The organism is Pseudomonas sp. H3_A02, assembly GCF_054671965.1.
On record NZ_CP162807.1, the window covers coordinates 6,520,402 to 6,538,523 of the forward strand.

Sequence of the window (18,122 nt, forward strand, 5' to 3'; positions counted from 1 at the left end):
TGGGTACGGCCTGGGGCAAGGTTCGCGGGGTTGTTCATGGGGTCACAATCTCCAACAGCCGTGGCGCGATGGCGTCCAGGGCAAGAATATGGACGGCGGCGTCGATGGCGGCCGCCGCTTTGGGCATCCCGTACACCGCGCTGCTGCGCTGGTCCTGGGCGATGGTCACATAGCCCTGCTGGCGCATGAGTTTAAGCCCTTGCGCACCGTCGCGGCCCATGCCAGTGAGCAATACGCCCACCGCGTCACCGCTCCAGTACTGGGCGACACTTTCAAAAAACACGTCGATGGAAGGCCGGTAGATCTCGTTCACCGGCTCGGCGGTGTAGGCCAGGGTGCCGTTCTTCAACAAACGCAGGTGATGGTTGGTCCCGGCCAGCAACACCGTGCCACTTTGCGGCGTCTCACCGTGCCGGGCCAGGCGCACCGTGTGGCCCGACACACTGCCCAGCCACTCGGCCATGCCCGCGGCAAACACCTCGTCCACATGCTGGACCAGCACGATGGCCGGGGCAAAGTCCCGCGGCAGGGCCTTGAGCAGCACCTCCAGCGCCGCTGGCCCGCCCGCCGATGACCCGATGGCCACCAGGCTCTTGCGCGACACCGTCGCACGCTGCGCCGCTGGCGCGGGGCGCTCATGCTTGTTGCGCTCGCCGATCAGCCAGCCGATGTTGGTGATCTTGCGCAGCAGCGGTGCCGCCGCGTCCGCCGGATTTCCAACCCCAAGGGTCGGGGTATCGACCACATCCAGCGCGCCATGGCCCATGGCCTCGAACACCCGGTGGACGTTCTGCTGGCTGTCCCCGGTGACAATCACGATCGCGCAGGGGCTGTCGGCCATGATCCGCCGAGTGGCCTCCACGCCATCCATGATCGGCATGAGCAGGTCCATCAGGATCAGGTCCGGGGTGTATTCGGCGCAACGCTGCACTGCCTCGGCCCCGTTGGCGGCCACCCAGACCAGTTGATGCGCCGGCTCGAACGCCAGGGCGCGGCGCAGGGCCTCGACCGCCAGGGGCATGTCGTTGACGATGGCGATCTTCAAGCGCGTGCCCCTCCGATCAATTCAACCACGGCGTCGAGCAAGGCGTCGTCATGGAAACTTGCCTTGGCCAAATAATAGTCGGCGCCGGCGTCGAGGCCACGGCGGCGATCTTCCTCGCGGTCCTTGTAGGACACCACCATCACCGGCAGCGACTGCAAGCGGTTGTCGCGCCGCAACAGCGACACCAGCTCGATACCGTCCATGCGCGGCATGTCGATATCGGTGATCAGCAAGTCGAAATCCTCTGAGCGCAATGCATTCCAGCCATCCATGCCATCCACCGCCACTGCCACGTCATAGCCGCGACCCCGCAGCAACTTGCGTTGCAGCTCGCGCACGGTCAGGGAATCGTCCACCACCAGGATCCGCTTGCGCGGGGCCTGGGCCTGGTTCTGCCGGGCGATGCGCTCCAGGCGCCCGGTATCGAGCAGCTTGTCCACCGAACGCAGCAGGTCTTCGACATCGACAATAAGCACCACCGAGCCATCGTCGAGCAGGGCCCCGGCGGAAATGTCCTGGACCTTGCCCAGGCGCTCGTCGAGGGGCAGGACCACCAGGGTTCGCTCGCCGATGAACCGCTCCACCGCCACGCCGTAGATCGTCTCGCGCTCGCGGATCACTACGACCTTGAGGGTCTGGCTGCCGTTCTGCGCCGACGGGCGATTGAGCAACTGGCTGGCGGCGACCAAGCCGATATGTCGGCCTTCGTGCCAGAAATGCTGACGCCCCTCGACCTGGACGATGTCTTCCGGCGCCAGGTCGCACATGCGTTCGATGTGGGCCAGGGGAAAGGCGTACGCCTCACCGCCGACTTCCACCACCAGGCTGCGCACCACCGACAGCGTCAGCGGCACCTCGAGATGGAAACGACTGCCCTCGCCCGCCGTCTGCTCCAGCACCACCGCACCGCGCAACTGCCGGACCATGTGCTGGACGGCGTCCAGGCCGACACCGCGTCCGGACACTTCGGTGACTTTGTCGCGCAGGCTGAAACCGGGCAGGAACAGGAACGTCAGCAGCTCTTCTTCGCTGAGGCTGGCAGCGGTTGGCTCAGGGGAAAGGCCGCGCTCGACGATGCTGCGACGCACCCGTTCCAGATCCACCCCGGCGCCGTCGTCCGCCAACTCCAAGACCAGCAGGCCGGCCTGATGGGAGGCGCGCAGGCGGATCAGGCCTTCGGCAGGCTTGCCGGCCAGTATTCGTTGTTCCGGGGTTTCGATGCCGTGGTCCACGGCGTTGCGCAGCAAATGGGTCAGTGGCGCTTCGAGCTTTTCCAGCACATCGCGGTCGACCTGGGTTTTTTCGCCTTCAATCTCCAGGCGCACCTGTTTGCCCAGGCTGCGGCCCAGGTCACGGACCATACGCACCTGGCCCGAAAGCACATCGGCGAACGGCCGCATGCGACAGGCCAGCGCCGTGTCGTACAGCACCTGCGCCCGTTGACTGGCCTGCCAGGCGAACTCATCCAGCTCGGCGGTTTTCTGGGCCAGCAACTGCTGGGTCTCGGCGAGCAAGCGGCGGGCATCACCAAGGGCTTCCTGGGCCTGCAGGCTCAGGGCGTGATCCTTGAGGAGCACGTTCAGTTCTTCCAGGGCGCGCAAGCCAGTGCCTTGCTGGCGCTTGAGCCGTTGCATCGTCGCCAGCCAGGGCTTGAGGCGCTGGGTCTCCACCAAGGACTTGCTCGACAGGTCGAGCAAGCTGTTGAGGCGTTCGGCCGTGACCCGCAAGACCCGCTCGCCGCCTTCGGTGGCCCGTTTACGTTTAGGGGCCGGCTCCGGCGTCGCGAACGGTTGCGCTTCCGGCAGCTCGACGCGTACCGGCTCGACTGGCGTCTCGATAGACGGTGACGCCACTGCCGGAGCCTGTGGCGCGTTGGGATCCAGCAATCGCCCCATCAACGCCACGTAAGCGTCGATGTCCGGGGCGCCGACGCTGTTGCCCGGCGTGGCGATGCGCGTCAGCAGGTCAGTGCCCTGCAGCAAGGCGTCGATGTGTTCGGCGCCGAGCACCAGGCGCCGCTCCTGGGCGCTGACCAGGCAATCCTCCATGACATGGGCCACACTGACGCCGGCACCCACCCCGACGATGCGCGCCGCGCCCTTGAGGGAATGTGCCGCGCGCATGCACGACTCGAGGTAATCGGCCTGGGTCGGATCGCGCTCCAGGGCCAACAAGCCGGTGCTCAGCACCTGGACCTGGGCTTCGGCTTCCAGGCTGAACAGTTCCAGCAGCGAGGCGTCGCGCATCTGATCAGGAGTCATGACAGGCTCCGGGCCACGGCGGACAGCAGCTGTTCTTCATCCAGCCAGCGCAGGCTGCGGCCTTTGTAGGGCAACACGCCACGGGTGTACTTGCCCGCCGATGGCGAAGCGCTCGCCAGGATGCGCTCATCGATGGCGTGGATGCCATCCACCTCATCCACCGGCACCACCACCGGCCCGCCCTTGGCCGCGACAATCAACAGGCGCGGCATGACCCGCGTACCGGCAACCGCCGCCGCGCCGGGTTCCAGGTCCAACAGTTCCACCAGCGACAGGCAGGCCACCAGTGCCCCGCGCACATTCGCCACGCCCAGCAAGGCCCGCGAGCGTTGGTGGGGCAATGAGTGGATCGGCTGCAACGGTGCCACTTCCACCAGGCTGCGCGTGGTCAAGCCCAGCCATTCCTCGCCGAGGCGGAACATCAGCAGCGAGCGCGTGACCACATCGTCGTCCACCGGGGCCAGGGACAAGTCCCGTTGCTCCTGCGGCAAGGTGTAACGATCGAGCAGCCGGGTAGCGGCCGCCGAATACACCGAACAATTGCGGCAGTGGATATGCTCGGCCAACAGTGGACAGGATTTATCGCCATGCACGCCGATGCGGTTCCAGCAATCATCGATTGCCTGGGCATCGTCATGGGTGAGGTTGTAAGAAGCCGAACCGCTCATCGTTTTTGCTCACTGTCTGCCGTGCGCCCGCTGCGGGCGGCGCGTTCCTGCAATCGACGGGCTCCGGCCGCGTCTCCCTGGGAAGCCAGCAGCGCCGCCAGATGCACCAGGGCCTCGGCGTGTTGCGGTTCAAGATAAAGCGCCTTGCGATAAAAACCCTGGGCTTCAAGCGCGCTGCCGGCCATGTCGCTGAGCAGGCCCAGCCAATAGAACACCTGGGCGTTCGGCGCGTGGCTGCGCACATACTCTTCGCACGCTCCCCGGGCCTCGGCGCTTTTGCCAGCGTTGGCCAGGGCGGCGATATTGGCCAGCAAGGTCGCGGCATCGCTGCTCTTGGGTGGGGCAATCGGCGTGACGTTCGCGGCAAACGGTCGCGGCCGAATCACCGGCGGGACGACCCGGGGCGGCTGGCGAACCGGCAGCGGTGGCGGGATCAAGGCCGGCAACGGTTGAGGCTCTGGAGCCCCCTGACGACTGAAGGCGAACGATTGGGCAATCCCGATCGAGCGCATGCCCAGTCGCCCCAGCAAGCTGCCCTCGGCGGGGCCGATAAACAGCACGCCGTCCTGATGGGTCAGGCGCTTGAGCACCTCGAACACCTGCTGCTGGGTCGGCTGGTCGAAATAGATCAGCAGGTTGCGACAAAACACAAAGTCATAGGGTGCCTCGTTCACCAGCAAGGTCGGATCCAGCAGGTTGCCCACTTGCAAGCGCACCTGTTCGCGCACCCGTTCGCTGAGGCGGAAACCCTCGTCTGCGAGGTCGAAATGCCGTTCGCGAAAACCCAGGTCGGCGCCACGGAAGGAGTTTTTGCCGTAACGGGCGTCCTTGGCCCGTGCCACCGACAACGGGCTGACGTCCAGGCCGTCCACCTTGAACTGATGGGGGGCCAAGCCCGCATCGAGCAAGGCCATGGCAATGGAATAGGGTTCTTCGCCGGTGGAGCACGGCAAGCTGAGGATACGCAGCGCACGCAGGTGCTTGATCTCGGCCAGGCGCTTGACGGCCAGCCTGGCGAGGGTCGCAAAGGATTCGGGATAGCGGTAGAACCAGGTCTCCGGAACGATCACCGCTTCAATCAGCGCCTGCTGCTCCGGGGCCGAATGCTGCAGGGCCTGCCAATACTCATCGGCGGTTCGCCCGGGCACGGCACTGATGCGCTGGCGCACGGCCCGCTCAATAATCGCGGTGCCAACGGAGGTCACATCGAGGCCGATGCGTTCCTTGAGAAAATCGAAAAACCGCTGGTCGTTGTTCATCGCGTTGCCTCGAGGTCGTCGAGGTCCAGCGGCGAGGCAGGAAACAGCAGCGCCCGAACGGATTCGTCGAGCAGGTCATTGACCCGCACCCATTGCAGCAACCCCTGGGCATCTTCGCGTACGGGGCCGAGGTATGGCGCCTGTCGATTGTCCAGGCCATAGGGTTTGAAATCGGCCGGATCACAGCGCACGGTGTCGGTCGCCTGTTCCAGGATCAATCCCAGCACTTGCCCGGCTTGTTGTCCGTCGCTTTGATAACGCACCAGCACCAATCGTGTACTGGTCCGGGCCTCGGCGCTCTGGCCGAACGTCAGGGCGCACAGGTCGATCACCGGCACCACCGTGCCACGCCAGGCAAACACTCCCGCCACCCAGGACGGCGCCCGGGCGATCGGTTTAAGGGGCAGGCGCGGCAGCACTTCCACCACATCGATGGCTTGGAGGGCGTACCGTTCGTTGCCGATGCAGAACACCAGGAACAACGACTGGCGGGCCGTCGGTGCGGCGCCACGCCGGGTTTCGAGTTCACCCATCAGACTTTGAAACGCGAGACGCCGCTGCGCAGCCCCACGGCGACCTGGCTCAGTTCGTCGATGGCGGAACTGGCCTGGCGCAGGGACTCCACGGTCTGGCTGCTGGCATCGCCCAATTGCACCAAGGCGTGGTTGATCTGCTCCGCGCCGGTGGCCTGGGCCTGCATGCCTTCGTTGACCATCAACACCCGCGGCGCCAGGGCCTGGACCTGATGGATGATCTGCGACAGTTGCTCGCCGACCTGCTGCACTTCGGCCATGCCCCGGCGCACTTCTTCGGAGAACTTGTCCATGCCCATCACACCGGCCGACACCGCGGACTGGATCTCGCGCACCATCTGCTCGATGTCATAGGTCGCCACGGCGGTCTGGTCGGCCAGGCGCCGCACTTCCGTGGCCACCACGGCGAAACCGCGCCCGTACTCACCGGCCTTCTCGGCCTCGATGGCCGCGTTGAGGGACAACAGGTTGGTCTGGTCGGCCACTTTGACGATGGTCACCACCACCTGGTTGATGTTGCCCGCCTTCTCGTTGAGGATCGCCAGCTTGGCGTTCACCAGGTCAGCGGCGCCCATCACCGAGTGCATGGTTTCCTCCATGCGCGCCAAGCCTTGCTGGCCAGAGCCGGCGGCCACCGAGGCTTGGTCAGCGGCGGTGGAGACTTCGGTCATGGTGCGCACCAGGTCCCGGGAGGTGGCGGCGATTTCCCGGGACGTCGCACCAATCTCGGTGGTGGTGGCGGCGGTTTCGGTGGCCGTGGCCTGTTGCTGGCGCGAGGTGGCGGCGATCTCGGTGACCGAGGTGGTGACCTGCACGGATGAGCGCTGGGCCTGGGACACCAGCGAGGTCAGTTCGGCCATCATGTCGTTGAAGCCGGTTTCCACGGCACCGAATTCGTCCTTGCGCGCCAGGTTCAGGCGCCCGCTCAGGTCACCGCTGCGCATGATCTCGAGAATCTCAACGATACGGTTCATCGGCCCCATGATCGCCCGCATCAACAACAGGCCACACAACACGGCGACGATCAGCGCGACCAGGAACGACAGGCCCATGGCGACCTTGGCCGCGGTCACCGCATCGCCAATGGTCAGGGTGGCGTTTTCCGCCAGCTCGCGATTGCGCTCGATGATCTGGTTCAAGTGCCCACGGCCTTCGAGCCAAGCCGTCGTCAGCTCTGTGTTCAGTGCCAGTCGCGCCCCTTCGTAATCCTTGCGTTGATACAGGTCCAGGACCTTCGCCAGGGCTTTGTTGAAGTCCTGGTGGTTGACCTCGAACTCGTCGAAAGAGACCTGGTCGGCCGGGTCCTGGATCAGTTTCTGATAGCTCTGTATTTCTTCGCGCAGGTGCTGCTCGAAGCCTTGGTAGCGGGCCTTGTCCTCGGCGGTGATTTCCCGGTTTCCAGAGAGACCGACGATTTGCTGGGTCAGGACATAGCTGTCGACCCAGCCACCGCGGATCATCGAACTGAAATACACCCCTGGCACCGCATCGGTCCGGACCTTTTCTCCACTGTCCTGGATCTTCAACAACCGTGAATACGAGACAATCACCATCAGCAGCATAATGGCGATGATCACCGCAAAACTCGCCAGGATGCGTTGGCGCAATGTCCAATTCTTCACAGTAAAACCTCGGGCACTTGAAAATGCTGGGAAGTATAGCCGAGGGTGGCGTGGCGCCTGTATGGCGGCGAGGGAGGATTTTGACCAATCCAAGGCCCGCCACTACTGAAGAATGGAATGCGTCCCTGTGGGAGCGAGCTTGCTCGCGATTGCGGTGTATCAGTCAAACATGCTGTGCCTGACCGGCCCCATCGCGAGCAAGCTCGCTCCCACAAGGAAATGCGTTGGATACAGAATGATCAAACACCACAAAACCACTGTGGGAGCGGGCTTGCTCGCGATTACGGTGTATCAGTCCAAAATGCTGTGACTGACTGGACGCAATCGCGAGCAAGCTCGCTCCCACAGGGAATAGCGTTGGACACAAGACTACCAAACACCACAAAACCACTGTGGGAGCGGGCTTGCTCGCGAAAGCGGTGCATCAGTCGACATTTCCATTGACTGACACACCGCCTTCGCGAGCAAGCCCGCTCCCACAGGGGATAGCGCTGGGGACTTCTATACAGTCGCCTGACGCACCTGTTTTTCCAGTTCCACCTTCAACCCTGGCTCCAGCTTGAGTTGGCGCGCCAGTTCGTCGAGGTAGGACTTCTCCATGAAGTTTTCCTCGTCCACCAGCATCACGCTGGCGATGTACATTTCCGCGGCGATTTCCGGGGTGCTGGCGGCGCGGGCGACGTCGGTGGGGTCCAGGGGTTTGTTCAGTTCGGCGTGCAGCCAGTGTTGCAGCTCCTGGTCGTTGTCGAGCTTGGTGAACTCACCTTCGATCAACTGTCGTTCGCGCTCGTCCACGTGGCCGTCGGCCTTGGCCGCCGCCACCAGCGCCTTGAGGATCGCCTGGCTATGCTGTTCGACCTGCGCCGGGGGCACGCGATCGAGGGTCTGCGGTTCGGTTTTCGGCGCATTGCCCTGCTGGGCCTGCCAGTTTCCATAGGCTTTGTAAGCGATCACGCCCAAGGCAGCCAGGCCACCATAGGCCAGGGCCTTGCCGCCGAAGTTGCGGGCTTTCTTGTTGCCCAGCAACAGGCCCATGGCCCCGGCGGCCAGTGCCCCACCACCCGCGCCGGAAAGCATCCCGCCCAGGTTGCCGGAGCCGCCGAGCAACCCACCCAGGCCGCCGGACGACTTGCCCTGTGAACCGCCAGCCTTGTTCTGCAACATTTCCTGGCCGGACTTGAGAAGCTGATCGAGCAATCCACGGGTGTTCATTTGTTGCCTCCACATTGTCGGGTCAACGTAAGGCCCCCAGCCTAGATCGAAAGTGCCCGACGCCGTTGGCGAGATTGCTTCCAGATGTTGCCTGTCCCATTCAAAGAAGCACTCACCTGCCCTTCTAAAAAAACGATATACACTCCAACACATCGATAAAAACAGCCCACCGGTATGCCCCATGATGACCCTGCGTCAGATCCGTCATTTCATCGCCGTGGCCGAAACCGGCTCCATCTCCGCCGCCGCGCAAACGGCGTTCATTTCCCAATCCACGCTGACCCTGGCCATCCAGCAACTGGAACAGGACATCGGCGTCAGCCTGTTCAACCGCCACGCCAAGGGCATGACCCTGACCCATCAGGGGCATCAGTTCCTGCGCCAGGCCCACCTGATCCTGGCCACCGTCGACAATGCCAAGCGCAGCCTGCAACAAAGTACCGACCAGGTCGCCGGCCAAGTCACCATCGGCGTCACCAGCCTGGTCGCCGGCTATTACCTGGCAGACCTGCTGACCCGTTTCCAGCGCGCCTACCCCAACGTGGAGATCCGCGTGATGGAGGACGAGCGGCCGTACATCGAGCATTTGCTGGTCAGCGGCGAAATCGATGTCGGGGTGCTGATCCTGTCCAACCTGGAAGACCGCCACGCCTTGCAGACCGAAGTCCTGACGCACTCGCCACACCGGTTGTGGTTGCCGGCACAGCATCCCTTGCTGGAGCACGACAGCATCCACCTGGCCGATGTGGCCCGCGAGCCGCTGATCCAGCTGAACGTCGATGAAATGGACCGCAACGCCCAGCGCCTATGGCGCAGCGCAGGCCTGCAACCGAAGGTCACCCTGCGCACTGCCTCGACCGAAGCGGTGCGCAGCCTGGTGGCGGCGGGATTGGGCGTGTCGATCCAGCCGGACATGACGTACCGCCCCTGGTCGCTGGAAGGCGACATCATCGAAGCCCGACCGATTGCCGACCTCAACCAGACCCTCGACGTCGGCCTGGCCTGGCGCCGGGGCACGGCGCGGCCGGCGTCGGTCGACCCGTTCCTGGCCGTCGCCCGGGAACAGCCCCATGGCGGGCGCAAGCCATCTATTTAATCGAACGCAGCCTTGAGTATTTCGAATTTGTCGGCCTAGAGGCTGAGCACTAATCTGACTACGCCCCCCCTCTCCTGTGGGAGCCGAGCTTGCTCGCGATAGCGGCGGGTCAGACAAAATTGATTCAACTGACAGACCGCTATCGCGAGCAAGCTCGGCTCCCACAGGTTCTGTTCTGTGGTTCAACAGGCATCTATAAAAAGAGAAATCAGACATGGCTGGCACGCAAACCCCGTTATGCACCGCGTTGCTGATCGACGGGGAACTCATCCCCGGTGAAGGCCTTGTCGAGCCGATCCTCAATCCGGCCACCGGTGAAGTGTTGGCTCACATCGCCGAGGCCAGCACCGAACAGGTGGAAGCCGCGATCCTCGCCGCCCATCGCGCCTTTGACAGTTGGTCGCACACCACGCCGCAGCAGCGCTCGAACCTGTTGCTGGACATCGCCAACGCCATCGAAAAAAACGCCGATGAACTGGCCCGCCTCGAATCCCTGAACTGCGGCAAGCCGCTGCACCTGGCGCGCCAGGATGACCTGAGCGCCACGGTGGATGTCTTTCGTTTCTTCGCCGGCGCGGTGCGCTGCCAGACCGGCCAGCTCAGTGGCGAATACCTGCCCGGCTACACCAGTATGGTGCGCCGCGACCCGATCGGCGTGGTGGCGTCCATCGCGCCGTGGAACTACCCGATCATGATGGCCGCCTGGAAAATCGCCCCCGCCCTGGCCGCCGGCAATACGCTGGTGTTCAAGCCCTCGGAACACACGCCGCTGTCGATCCTGGCCCTGGCGCCGATCCTGGCCCAGTTGCTGCCACGGGGCGTGATCAACATCCTTTGCGGGGGCGGCGAAGGAGTGGGCAGCCACCTGGTCAGCCACCCGAAAGTGCGCATGGTCTCGCTGACCGGCGATATCGTCACCGGGCAGAAGATCCTCCAGGCGGCGGCGAAAACCCTCAAGCGCACGCACCTGGAGCTGGGTGGCAAGGCGCCGGTGATCGTCTGCAACGACGCCGACATCCAGGCCGTGGTCGAAGGCGTGCGCACCTACGGTTACTACAACGCCGGGCAGGATTGCACCGCAGCGTGCCGGATCTACGCCCAGGAGGGGATTCACGACCGCCTGGTGGCCGAGCTCGGCGCGGCGGTCAGCAGCCTGCGCTTTGCCGGCAAGCGCGATGCCGACAATGAGATCGGCCCGCTGATCAGCATCCGCCAGCGCGACCGCGTGGCCAGTTTTGTCGAGCGCGCCCTCGGCCAGCCGCATATCGAACGCATCACCGGCGCGGCGGTGCATTCCGGCGCCGGTTTCTACTACCAACCCACGCTGCTGGCCGGCTGCAAGCAAAGCGACGAAATCGTCCAGCGCGAGGTGTTCGGCCCGGTCGTCACCGTGACCCGTTTCGACGAACTCAGCCAGGCGGTGGACTGGGCCAACGATTCCGAATACGGCCTGGCCTCCTCGGTGTGGACCCAGAACCTGGACAAGGCCATGCAGGTGGCAGCGCGGCTGCAATACGGCTGCACCTGGATCAACAGCCATTTCATGCTGGTCAGCGAAATGCCCCACGGCGGCCTGAAACGTTCGGGTTATGGGAAAGACCTGTCCAGCGATTCGCTCCAGGACTACAGCGTGGTGCGCCACATCATGGCCCGCCACGGCCAGCATCTGTAGCTAACAGCACTACTCTAATAACAGGCCAGCCATGGCGCTTCACCCGGTTCGAACACTGCCCCGACCATAATTAAAGCAAGAGGGATTTCCATGTACGCGCACAAGACCGTATTGCTCAGTGCACTCACCACGGCGCTTTTGACCAGCGCCAGCCTCCAGGCCGCCGAACCGCTCAAGGCCGTCGGCGCTGGCGAGGGCCAACTGGATATCGTCGCCTGGCCGGGTTATATCGAACGCGGCGAAAGCGACAAGGCCTACGACTGGGTCACGGGTTTCGAAAAGGAAACCGGCTGCAAGGTCAATGTGAAAACCGCCGCCACGTCCGACGAAATGGTCAGCCTGATGACCAAGGGGGGCTACGACCTGGTCACCGCCTCCGGCGACGCCTCGTTGCGGCTGATTGCCGGCAAGCGTGTACAGCCGATCAACACCGCGCTGATCGCCAACTGGAAGAACCTCGACCCGCGTCTCAAGGATGCGCCATGGTACGTGGTCAACCAGCAAACCTACGGCACCCCGTATCAGTGGGGCCCGAACGTCCTGATGTACAACACCGAGGTGTTCAAGCAGGCGCCTGCCAGTTGGAGCGTGCTGTTCAACGCCCAGGACCTGCCCGACGGCAAGCCGAACAAGGGGCGCGTGCAAGCCTACGATGGCCCGATCTACATCGCCGACGCGGCGTTGTACCTCAAGACCGCCAAGCCTGAGCTGGGCATCAAGGACCCGTACCAACTCGACGAAGCCCAGTACAAGGCCGTGCTGGAATTGCTGCGGGCCCAGCAGCCGTTGATCCACCGCTACTGGCACGACACCACCGTGCAGATGAGCGATTTCAAGAACGAAGGCGTGGTGGCGTCCGGCGCCTGGCCGTATCAGGTCAACGGCTTGATGAACGAGAAACAACCGATCGCCTCGACCATTCCGAAAGAAGGCGCCACCGGCTGGGCCGACACCACGATGCTGCACGCCGAGGCCAAGCATCCCAACTGTGCGTACAAATGGATGGACTGGTCGCTGCAGCCCAAAGTCCAGGGTGACGTGGCCGCCTGGTTCGGCTCCCTGCCTGCGGTGCCGGCAGCGTGCAAAGGCAGCGAGCTGCTGGGCGCCGAAGGCTGCAAGACCAACGGTTTCGATCAGTTCGACAAGATCGCCTTCTGGAAAACCCCACAGGCCGAGGGCGGCAAGTTTGTGCCGTACAGCCGCTGGACCCAGGATTACATTGCGATCATGGGCGGGCGGTAAGTCCAATCAGTCGGTGTAGTTCACTGTGTGGGAGCAAGGCTTGCCCGCGATGAAGATGATGCGGTCTGCCGGTGAACCGAGGCGCCTGTATCGCGAGCAAGCTTTGCTCCCACAGCTTTGCTCCCACCAGCACTGCTCCCACAGGTTTGGTACACGGCAACCCAGCAACGATCCAACAGCAGTCGCGCTTTTTTTGGAGCCCCGCACCATGACGCTTGCAGTCCAGTTCACCCAGGTATCCCGTCAGTTCGGCGATGTGAAGGCCGTTGACCGGGTCTCCATTGATATCCAGGACGGCGAGTTCTTTTCCATGCTGGGCCCATCCGGCTCGGGCAAGACCACCTGCCTGCGGCTGATCGCCGGGTTCGAGCAACCCAGTGCCGGCTCGATCCGTATCCACGGCGAAGAAGCCACCGGACTCGCTCCGTACCAGCGGGACGTCAATACGGTTTTCCAGGATTACGCCCTCTTCCCCCACATGAACGTGCGCGACAACGTGGCCTACGGCTTGAAAGTCAAAGGCGTCGCCAAGGCCGAGCGCATCCAGCGCGCCAACGAAGCCCTGGAGATGGTCGCCCTGGACGGCTATGGCGAACGCAAGCCGGTGCAGCTCTCCGGCGGCCAGCGCCAACGCGTGGCCCTGGCCCGTGCGTTGGTCAATCGTCCGCGGGTGTTGTTGCTCGATGAACCCTTGGGCGCCTTGGACCTGAAGCTGCGCGAACAAATGCAGGGCGAGTTGAAGAAGCTGCAACGCCAACTGGGCATCACCTTCATTTTCGTCACCCACGACCAGACCGAAGCGCTGTCGATGTCCGACCGCGTGGCGGTGTTCAACAAGGGGCGCATCGAACAAGTCGATACCCCACGCAACCTGTACATGAAACCGGCGACCACCTTCGTCGCCGAATTCGTCGGCACCTCCAACGTGATTCGTGGCGAGCTGGCCCGGGAACTGAGCGGTTATCCACAGCCGTTTTCGATTCGCCCGGAACACGTGCGTTTCGCCGAAGGCCCGTTGGCCAGCCATGAAATCGAAGTCCACGGCCTGCTGCACGACATCCAGTACCAGGGCAGCGCCACACGCTACGAGTTGAAACTTGCCAACGGCCAGACCCTGAACCTCAGCCAGGCCAACACCCAATGGCTCGACAACACAGCCCAGCACCAGACCGGCCAGCACCTCAGCGTCCGCTGGGCCCGTGAGGCGATGGTCACGCTGCACGACACCGCCAGTGGCGAGGTGTGAGATGAACACCCTGGCCATCACCCAAGCGCCTGCGCCCGGTTCGCCGCTGCGGCGGTTTGCCAACCTGCTGTACCGACGGCCCAACCTGTACCTGTCGCTGTTGCTGGTGCCGCCGCTGCTCTGGTTCGGCGCGATCTACCTCGGCTCGCTGCTGACCCTGCTGTGGCAAGGTTTCTACACCTTCGACGACTTCACCATGGCGGTCACGCCGGACCTGACCCTGGCGAACTTCACCGCGCTGTTCCAGCCCTCGAACTTCGACATCATTTTGCGCACCCTGAGCATGGCCATTGCGGTGTCCATCGCCAGCGCCATCGTCGCGTTCCCGATCGCCTATTACATGGCGCGCTACACCCGTGGCAAGACCAAGGCGTTCTTCTACATCGCAGTGATGCTGCCGATGTGGGCCAGCTATATCGTCAAGGCCTATGCCTGGACGCTGCTGCTGGCCAAGGGCGGCGTGGCTCAGTGGTTCGTCCAGCACCTGGGCCTGGGGCCGGTGTTGCAATTCGTGCTAGGGATCCCGGGGGTGGGTGGCAGCACCTTGTCCACTTCGCACCTGGGACGCTTCCTGGTGTTTGTCTACATCTGGCTGCCGTTCATGATCCTGCCGATCCAGGCCTCCCTGGAGCGTCTGCCGCCGTCGCTGCTGCAAGCCTCTGCGGACCTGGGCGCCAGGCCACGCCAGACGTTCACGCAGGTGATCCTGCCGCTGTCGATCCCAGGCATCGCCGCCGGCTCGATCTTTACCTTCTCGCTGACCCTGGGAGACTTCATCGTGCCGCAACTGGTGGGCCCGCCGGGCTACTTCGTTGGCAGCATGGTCTACGCCCAGCAAGGCGCCATCGGCAACATGCCCATGGCCGCGGCGTTCACGCTGGTGCCCATCGTGCTGATCGCGATCTATCTATCCATCGTCAAGCGACTGGGGGCCTTCGATGCACTCTGACTCTCAAGACCGGGCCTCGTGGGGCCTGCGCATCGCGGCGTGGGGCGGATTGGTGTTCCTGCATTTTCCGATCCTGATCATCTTCCTCTATGCTTTCAACACCGAGGACGCCGCGTTCAGCTTCCCGCCCAAGGGCCTGACCCTGAAGTGGTTCAGCGTCGCCTTCTCGCGCCCGGATGTGCTGGAGGCGATCAAGCTGTCGTTGCAGATCGCGGCCATCGCCACGCTGATCGCCATGGTGCTCGGCACCCTGGCCTCGGCGGCGCTGTACCGGCGCGACTTCTTCGGCAAACAGGGCATTTCGCTGATGTTGATCCTGCCGATTGCCTTGCCAGGGATCATCACCGGCATTGCGCTGCTGGCGACCTTCAAGACCCTGGGCATCGAACCGGGGATGTTCACCATCGTCGTCGGCCACGCCACCTTCTGCGTGGTGATCGTCTACAACAACGTCATCGCCCGCCTGCGCCGTACCTCCCACAGCCTGATCGAAGCCTCGATGGACCTGGGCGCCGACGGCTGGCAGACCTTTCGCTACATCATCCTGCCCAATCTGGGGTCGGCACTGCTGGCCGGTGGGATGCTCGCGTTTGCGCTGTCGTTCGACGAGATCATCGTCACCACCTTCACCGCCGGCCACGAACGCACGCTGCCGCTGTGGCTGCTCAACCAGCTCAGCCGCCCGCGCGACGTGCCGGTGACCAACGTGGTGGCGATGCTGGTGATGATGGTCACGATGTTGCCGATATTGGGCGCGTATTACCTGACCCGGGGCGGTGAAAGCGTGGCGGGGAGCGGCGGGAAATAATCAACGGTGATCGCTCACTGCGGGAGCCGCAATCCTGTAGGAGCGAGCTTGCTCGCGAAGGCGTCGTGTCAGTCGCTGCAAAGACTGAATGATCCACCGCTATCGCGAGCAAGCTCGCTCCCACAGGGGACTTGGGAAACCTTCAAGAGGACTTGGACATGCAAACCAAACTGCTGATCAACGGCCACCTGGTAAACGGCGAAGGCCCTGGCCAGGCTGTGTTCAACCCATCGCTGGGCCGGGTACTGGTGGAAATCAACGAAGCCAGCGAAGCCCAGGTCGATGCCGCCGTGCGCGCCGCCGACGCAGCCTTCGAGGCCTGGTCGCAAGTGCCACCCAAGGACCGCTCCCTGCTGCTGCTCAAACTGGCCGATGCCATCGAAGCACACGGCGAGGAACTGGCGAAGCTGGAGTCGGACAACTGCGGCAAACCCTTGAGCGCTGCGCTGAACGACGAGATCCCGGCGATTGCCGACGTGTTCCGCTTCTTTGCCGGTGCCAGCCGTTGCATGAGCGGTTCGGCGGGCGGCGAATACCTGCCGGGCCACACCTCGATGATCCGTCGCGACCCGGTGGGCGTCATCGCCTCCATCGCGCCGTGGAACTACCCGCTGATGATGGTCGCCTGGAAAATCGCCCCGGCCCTGGCCGCCGGCAATACCGTGGTGCTCAAGCCTTCGGAGCAAACCCCGCTGACGGCGCTGCGCCTGGCGGAACTGGCGGCGGAGATTTTCCCGGCCGGCGTGCTCAACGTGATCTTCGGCCGAGGGCCAACCGTCGGCAACCCGCTGGTCACTCACCCGAAAGTGCGCATGGTGTCGCTGACGGGCTCCATCGCCACCGGCTCGAACATCATTTCCAGCACCTCCGACAGCGTCAAGCGTATGCACATGGAGCTGGGCGGCAAGGCCCCGGTGATCATTTTCGACGACGCCGACATTGACGCGGCCGTGGAAGGCATCCGCACCTTCGGGTTCTACAACGCCGGCCAGGACTGCACCGCTGCCTGCCGCATCTATGCCCAGCAAGGCATCTATGACCAGTTCGTCGAGAAGCTCGGTGCCGCGGTGGGCAGCATCAAGTACGGCCTGCAGGGTGCATCCGACACCGAGATGGGCCCGCTGATCACCGCCCAGCACCGCGACCGCGTGGCCGCTTTCGTCGAGCGGGCCATCGCCCAGCCGCATATCCGCCTGGTCACCGGTGGCAAGGCCGTGGACGGCAACGGGTTCTTCTTCGAACCCACGGTGCTGGCCGACGCCCAGCAGGATGACGAAATCGTCCGCCGGGAAGTCTTCGGGCCGGTGGTGTCCGTCACCCCGTTCCTCGACGAAGCGCAAGTGCTGGCCTGGGCCAACGATTCGGACTACGGCCTGGCCTCATCGGTATGGACCGCCGACATCGGCCGCGCCCATCGCCTGTCGGCACGCCTGCAATACGGTTGCACCTGGGTGAACACCCACTTCATGCTCGTCAGCGAAATGCCCCATGGCGGTCAGAAACGTTCCGGCTATGGCAAGGACATGTCCATGTACGGGCTGGAGGATTACACGGTGGTGCGGCATGTGATGTTCAAGCATTGACGACAAGACAACGTTGGCAACACATGCTCGCGCCTGCCCTGCGTTCGCCCTGCTAAGGTTTTCGTCGATCGGTGCACGCCTGCCGGTTGACGGAAATCCTGGCAGCACCTAGGGTGTCTACAACGTATACACCTTGGAGATCAGCCATGGCCTCGCCCGTTTTGTCCTTTCGTGTGGAAGAAGGTCTGGCTCAACAGCTGGACTCGCTGGCTGCCGCCACCGACCGCGACCGCCAGTATCACCTCAAGCGTGCACTGGTCCGATATGTGGAAGCCGAATCCTGGCATCTGCAAGCCATCAGCGAAGGCATAGTCGATGCCGACGCTGGAAATCTGACCGATCTGGACGCCGTGAAGGCTAAGTGGGCAAAGCGTGCCGAGCATCGTACTGACCGACAAAGCACAGAGTGACCTCGACTCGATTCACGAACATTACCAAAGCGCTATCGGCGCGGAAGGCGCCGATGATGCCATCCGCGCTATCCTGGAGACACTGCGCCAACTGCAACGCTTTCCCGGTTCGGGCCGTCCCTCGCTCGTTCCCGATATTCGAGAGCTGGTGCTGACACGCTACCCATTCGTTGCCCCCTACCGGCTCAAGCATGGGCAACTGCAGGTCCTGCGGATACTGCACCAGCGCACCGAACGTCCCCAGGACTGGTCGGCAGAGTGATGTTGGCCGGTGCTCCCGCCCCGGCCGCTCACCTGCGCCACGCTTCAAAACCGCGAAACACTGCGCATCGCATCCACCAGGTAGCGCATGGCGATGCGGTCGTTTTCCGACAACTCCCGATAGCGCTCGACCAGTCTCAATTCTTCCAGGCTGAGCCGGCGTGGCCTGCGCGGGTTGGTCAGGCCTGGAAAGATCCCCAGCATTTCGGTAATGCCCTGTATTTTTGTCATGAGTTGTCCTTCTTTACGTCGAGG

At 63.6% G+C, this 18,122-nt stretch carries 17 protein-coding genes; 9 read left to right on the forward strand and 8 right to left on the reverse strand.

The annotated features are described in order from the left end of the window. Nucleotides 1-34 precede the first annotated feature (34 nt). The 7 genes from cheB to AB4N80_RS28800 all read right to left on the reverse strand — a co-directional run bounded on the left by cheB (nt 35) and on the right by AB4N80_RS28800 (nt 8,600). Nucleotides 35-1,045 carry a chemotaxis response regulator protein-glutamate methylesterase gene (cheB, locus tag AB4N80_RS28770; RefSeq protein ID WP_122568749.1) on the reverse strand — a complete coding sequence of 337 codons (1,011 nt, stop codon included), beginning with the start codon at nt 1,043-1,045 and terminating at the stop codon, nt 35-37. Further along, entirely contained in the window at nt 1,042-3,306 is a 2,265-nt protein-coding gene (locus AB4N80_RS28775; protein WP_305482788.1) for a hybrid sensor histidine kinase/response regulator, read from the reverse strand. Before AB4N80_RS28775 ends, cheB begins: the two co-directional genes overlap by 4 nt. Further along, on the reverse strand, nt 3,303-3,974 hold the full coding sequence (locus AB4N80_RS28780; protein WP_122568751.1) for a chemotaxis protein CheW: 672 nt from the start codon (nt 3,972-3,974) through the stop codon (nt 3,303-3,305). The genes AB4N80_RS28775 and AB4N80_RS28780 overlap by 4 nt, the downstream gene beginning before the upstream one ends. Next, nucleotides 3,971-5,233, reverse strand: coding sequence for a CheR family methyltransferase (locus tag AB4N80_RS28785; protein ID WP_305469882.1), 1,263 nt, complete (start codon nt 5,231-5,233; stop codon nt 3,971-3,973). The genes AB4N80_RS28780 and AB4N80_RS28785 overlap by 4 nt, the downstream gene beginning before the upstream one ends. Continuing rightward, nucleotides 5,230-5,766: a chemotaxis protein CheW gene (locus AB4N80_RS28790; RefSeq protein WP_122568753.1), complete on the reverse strand. Its 537-nt coding sequence runs from the start codon at nt 5,764-5,766 to the stop codon at nt 5,230-5,232. Before AB4N80_RS28790 ends, AB4N80_RS28785 begins: the two co-directional genes overlap by 4 nt. After that, complete coding sequence (locus AB4N80_RS28795; protein ID WP_122568754.1) at nt 5,766-7,388, reverse strand: methyl-accepting chemotaxis protein; 1,623 nt, start codon at nt 7,386-7,388, stop codon at nt 5,766-5,768. The genes AB4N80_RS28790 and AB4N80_RS28795 overlap by 1 nt, the downstream gene beginning before the upstream one ends. Nucleotides 7,389-7,889: 501 nt before the next feature. Beyond that, nucleotides 7,890-8,600 carry a tellurite resistance TerB family protein gene (locus AB4N80_RS28800; protein ID WP_122568756.1) on the reverse strand — a complete coding sequence of 237 codons (711 nt, stop codon included), beginning with the start codon at nt 8,598-8,600 and terminating at the stop codon, nt 7,890-7,892. 181 nt (nt 8,601-8,781) lie between these two features. On the opposite strand from AB4N80_RS28800, the gene AB4N80_RS28805 reads away from it, so the two are divergent. From AB4N80_RS28805 to AB4N80_RS28845, 9 genes are all read left to right on the forward strand, one after another. After that, nucleotides 8,782-9,696, forward strand: a complete 915-nt coding sequence (locus tag AB4N80_RS28805) for a LysR family transcriptional regulator (protein ID WP_122568757.1) — start codon at nt 8,782-8,784, stop codon at nt 9,694-9,696. A 214-nt stretch (nt 9,697-9,910) separates the two neighbouring features. Continuing rightward, complete coding sequence (locus tag AB4N80_RS28810) at nt 9,911-11,368, forward strand: gamma-aminobutyraldehyde dehydrogenase (RefSeq protein ID WP_460080075.1); 1,458 nt, start codon at nt 9,911-9,913, stop codon at nt 11,366-11,368. 90 nt (nt 11,369-11,458) lie between these two features. After that, nucleotides 11,459-12,610, forward strand: a complete 1,152-nt coding sequence (gene ydcS, locus AB4N80_RS28815) for a putative ABC transporter substrate-binding protein YdcS (protein WP_122568759.1) — start codon at nt 11,459-11,461, stop codon at nt 12,608-12,610. A 208-nt stretch (nt 12,611-12,818) separates the two neighbouring features. Next, nucleotides 12,819-13,856, forward strand: coding sequence for an ABC transporter ATP-binding protein (locus AB4N80_RS28820; RefSeq protein ID WP_122568760.1), 1,038 nt, complete (start codon nt 12,819-12,821; stop codon nt 13,854-13,856). 1 nt (nt 13,857) lies between these two features. Continuing rightward, on the forward strand, nt 13,858-14,805 hold the full coding sequence (locus AB4N80_RS28825; RefSeq protein WP_122568761.1) for an ABC transporter permease: 948 nt from the start codon (nt 13,858-13,860) through the stop codon (nt 14,803-14,805). Then, nucleotides 14,795-15,613, forward strand: coding sequence for an ABC transporter permease (locus AB4N80_RS28830; RefSeq protein WP_053118722.1), 819 nt, complete (start codon nt 14,795-14,797; stop codon nt 15,611-15,613). Before AB4N80_RS28825 ends, AB4N80_RS28830 begins: the two co-directional genes overlap by 11 nt. A 158-nt stretch (nt 15,614-15,771) precedes the next feature. Continuing rightward, nucleotides 15,772-17,196, forward strand: coding sequence for a gamma-aminobutyraldehyde dehydrogenase (locus tag AB4N80_RS28835; RefSeq protein WP_305482780.1), 1,425 nt, complete (start codon nt 15,772-15,774; stop codon nt 17,194-17,196). Nucleotides 17,197-17,342: 146 nt separating this feature from the next. Further along, on the forward strand, nt 17,343-17,606 hold the full coding sequence (locus tag AB4N80_RS28840) for a CopG family ribbon-helix-helix protein (protein ID WP_305469874.1): 264 nt from the start codon (nt 17,343-17,345) through the stop codon (nt 17,604-17,606). After that, entirely contained in the window at nt 17,569-17,868 is a 300-nt protein-coding gene (locus AB4N80_RS28845) for a type II toxin-antitoxin system RelE/ParE family toxin (protein ID WP_305469872.1), read from the forward strand. The genes AB4N80_RS28840 and AB4N80_RS28845 overlap by 38 nt, the downstream gene beginning before the upstream one ends. A gap of 44 nt (nt 17,869-17,912) precedes the next feature. On the opposite strand, the gene AB4N80_RS28850 is transcribed toward AB4N80_RS28845, so the two are convergent. Beyond that, on the reverse strand, nt 17,913-18,098 hold the full coding sequence (locus AB4N80_RS28850) for a hypothetical protein (protein ID WP_092143945.1): 186 nt from the start codon (nt 18,096-18,098) through the stop codon (nt 17,913-17,915). Between the last annotated feature and the right edge of the window lie 24 nt (nt 18,099-18,122).